Raw genomic sequence first — 3,608 nt, 5'->3', positions numbered from 1 at the left:
CTTGGAAATAACGATCTTTAGATCCTTTTTCCATGGCTTCGATTGAGCCCATACCGCGGTAAGATTTAAACTTACGTCCCTCATAGATAATTGTTTCACCTGGAGCTTCTTCCACACCGGCGAATAAAGAGCCAGCCATAATTGTGCTTGCTCCGGCTGCAATTGCTTTTGCAATATCACCAGTTTGTTTGATACCACCATCTGCGATCAAAGGCACGCCAGTTCCTTTAAGTGCTTTGGCAACTTCATATACAGCATAAAGCTGAGGAACACCAACACCAGCAATAATACGGGTTGTACAAATTGAGCCCGGTCCGATACCTACTTTTACGGCATCTGCACCTGCTTCAGCCAAAGCTGTTGCTGCTGCACCGGTCGCAATATTTCCAACGATTACCTGTAGCTCAGGAAACTGCGATTTCACCAATTTCAACTTATCGATTACACCTTTAGAATGCCCGTGTGCCGTATCGATTGTAACCACATCCACACCTGCTTTCACCAAAGCCTCAACGCGATCAAGGGTATCTGGTGTAACACCTACTGCCGCACCAACCAATAAACGGCCATGGCTATCTTTGGCAGCATTGGGATAATGTTTATATTTTTGGATATCTTTAAAGGTAATCAAGCCTTTCAAAATACCTTCTTCATTAACGACAGGAAGTTTTTCGATTTTTTCGTTTTGAAGAATCTCTTCCGCTTTCACCAAATCCGTTCCTTCGGGAGCAACAACAAGATTTTCCTTAGTCATCAATTCGTTGATTGGACGACTCATATCTTTTTGGAAACGAAGATCACGATTCGTTACAATACCAACCAATTGGCCTTTTTCGTTCACAACAGGAATTCCACCGATTTTGTGCTCCTTCATAATATTGAAGGCATCACCCACAGTTGCTGTTGCCAATAACGTTACTGGATCCTGAATCATACCGCTCTCCGAACGTTTTACTTTGCGTACTTCAGCAGCTTGTTCTGCAATCGTCATGTTCTTATGTAACATACCAATACCGCCAGCTTGAGCAATCGCAATCGCCAAATCAGCACCGGTTACCGTATCCATTGCTGCAGAAACCAATGGAATATTTAATTTGATTTTTTTTGTTAGCGAAGTGCTCGTATCAACGTCACGGGGTAAAATTTCAGAATAAGCTGGAATTAATAAGACGTCGTCGTAAGTGAGACCTTCTGCTACGAATTTTTGTGGATCTAATTGCATGGCAAATATGTATTGGGTTTTCTATTTGCCAGGCAAATTTAAGAAAAATAAGCAATAATAAAAAATAAAAGATACAAATTACAATCGGAAGACAAATTAGAAACGTTATGAATTAAGCATTCATCTAGGGTACGTCCCAGCCTTTATCATTTTTTGGCAGGCTATTTGCTTTTGGTAACACGAAAAGTTATTTTAATTAATGAAAATATAAAGATAAGATAATTATGAAAAAGACATTACTCTCATTAGCTGCCGTCGCAGCATTAGCATTTGGCGCACAGGAAGCGAAAGCTCAGTCTCCTCAACGTGCAGCAATTGGTGTTGTGTTTGATGGCACTAAGCACGCTGATCTTTGGGGTGTTCAATATAAACAATCAATCGGAGGAGCTAACAACGGTCAAGCACAGGTGATGTTTGACGACCATGTTGTAGCAATAGGAGCTGACTGGCAACATGCTAGACCTTTCCGTGGAGCAGCTGGATTAGGATGGTATGCAGGTATTGGTGCACAGGCTACTTTCTTTGATATTGGAGATAATTATACAGCGATAAGCTTAAGACCACAATTAGGCTTGGAATTTAAAATTCCTTCAGCACCAATTGGATTTCACGCTGACTGGAAGCCAGATTGGCAATTAAACCATGGAAGTGATTTCCATGCGTCAACATTCTCGTTTGGTATCAAATACACATTGAGATAATATAAAACAACTAAACAGTATAAAAGGTCCTTCTCTATGTTGAGCAGGGCCTTTTTTTATAAATAAAATCAATAAATATTTCTTTTTTTCTTCAATTCTCCTATTTTTATGCCGTTGACCTGATTGGCGTAAATAAAACTTTTCATTCTACAAAAATTTTATACCTTTGCCATTCTTGGTAAAATGTGATTAAACGAGAACTAATTATCAATTACATAAACAGTATTTAACATTAAAATTAATACAATTATAACAGACGATGCAAGGTAAAGGGCTGATTAAACTTTTAGTGATAGTGGTGTCATTAGCGTGTCTATACTCCCTATCATTTACTTGGGTGACCCGCAATGTGGAACGAGATGCTGAGAATTTTGCCAAAGGAGACTTGGCGAAAGAGAAAAGCTACCTCGACTCAATGGCCGGTGAAGTAGTGTACAATTTAGGTTTTGCAAAATACACCTATCGGGAAGCCAAAGCAAATGAACTCGCTTTGGGATTGGATTTGAAAGGTGGTATGAACGTGACCATGGAAATCTCATTGGACGAATTGATCCGCAATTTGGCGAATAATCCAAAAGATGAGAAATTCAACAAAGCGTTGGAGCAAGCAGTAGCAAAAAGCAAAACGAGTGCAAAAACAGTCGTTGCTTTATTTATGGAAGAGTACAAATCCATCGGTGCTACAACTCCACTTTCGACATTCTTTTCAACAAAAGATAACGCTGCTCTAATTAAACCTGGTGATTCAGACTCCAAAGTTGAATCATTCCTTCAAAAAGAAGCAGACAATGCCATCCAAAACTCATACAAAGTACTTCGTACACGTATCGATAAATTTGGCGTTGCATCTCCAAACATTCAAATTCAACAAGGTACAAACCGTATTTTGATCGAATTACCTGGTGTGAAAGATGAAAGCCGTGTTCGTAACCTATTACAAGGTTCGGCTAAATTGGAATTCTACGAAACATATACAAACCAGGAAGTTTATCCAATACTGGAAAATATCGACAAAACTTTAGCATCAACGTTAAAAGCTGCTCCAGCTGCTACAACAAATACTGCCGCAGATACAAGCAAAAAATCAGATGATTTATTGTCTAATCTAACCGGTGGTAAAAAAGATGCTAAGAAAGACAGTGCTGCTGTAAATCTAGGTCAGAAAAATCCATTATTTGAAGTATTACGTCCAGCTGTTTACATGGGCGAAAACCAACAAATGGCACTTATGCCAGGTTCAATGGTCGGTATTGCTTCATTAAAAGATACGGCAAAAGTAAATGCTTACTTGCAACGTCCTGAGGTGAAATCAATACTTCCTGGAAACTTAAAGCTTTTATGGTCTGTTAAACCAGAGCAAAAAACACCTGAGCAACTATCATTATACGCCATTAAAGGGTCTGGACAGGACAATGGTGCTGTATTGACGGGTGATGTGATCACTGACGCAACAGCAAACTTTGATGAGAAAAATCAACCTGTGGTTGGTATGCAAATGAACAGTGAAGGTGCTCATCAATGGAAGAAAATTACAGCAAAAGCAGCTCAAAACAGAGATGCGATTGCTATCGTTCTTGATAATGTAGTTTATTCTGCTCCTTCTGTAAACGGTGAAATTCCAAATGGTAGCTCATCAATCTCTGGATCCTTTACGGTAGAAGATACCAAAGATTTGGCGAACGTAT

3 protein-coding genes are annotated in these 3,608 nt (G+C 39.3%); 2 read left to right on the top strand and 1 reads right to left on the bottom strand.

Annotation, left to right across the window (positions count from 1 at the left end; all coding sequences use genetic code 11):
* A partial coding sequence (gene guaB / locus B2X72_RS25470) for an IMP dehydrogenase (protein WP_286852022.1) occupies positions 1 to 1,222 on the bottom strand: 1,222 nt, incomplete at its 3' end.
* A 224-nt stretch (positions 1,223 to 1,446) separates the two neighbouring features.
* On the opposite strand from guaB, the gene B2X72_RS25465 reads away from it, so the two are divergent.
* Positions 1,447 to 1,923: a hypothetical protein gene (locus B2X72_RS25465; protein ID WP_120333382.1), complete on the top strand. Its 477-nt coding sequence runs from the start codon at positions 1,447 to 1,449 to the stop codon at positions 1,921 to 1,923.
* 259 nt (positions 1,924 to 2,182) lie between these two features.
* Positions 2,183 to 3,608 (top strand): SecDF P1 head subdomain-containing protein (locus tag B2X72_RS25460; protein WP_414711811.1); only part of this gene is annotated, 1,426 nt, incomplete at its 3' end.

Source organism: Sphingobacterium sp. UBA7253, assembly GCF_002472745.1.
GTDB classification, from domain to species: Bacteria; Bacteroidota; Bacteroidia; order Sphingobacteriales; family Sphingobacteriaceae; genus Sphingobacterium; species Sphingobacterium siyangense.
This window is presented reverse-complemented; position numbering and strand designations above follow the sequence as displayed.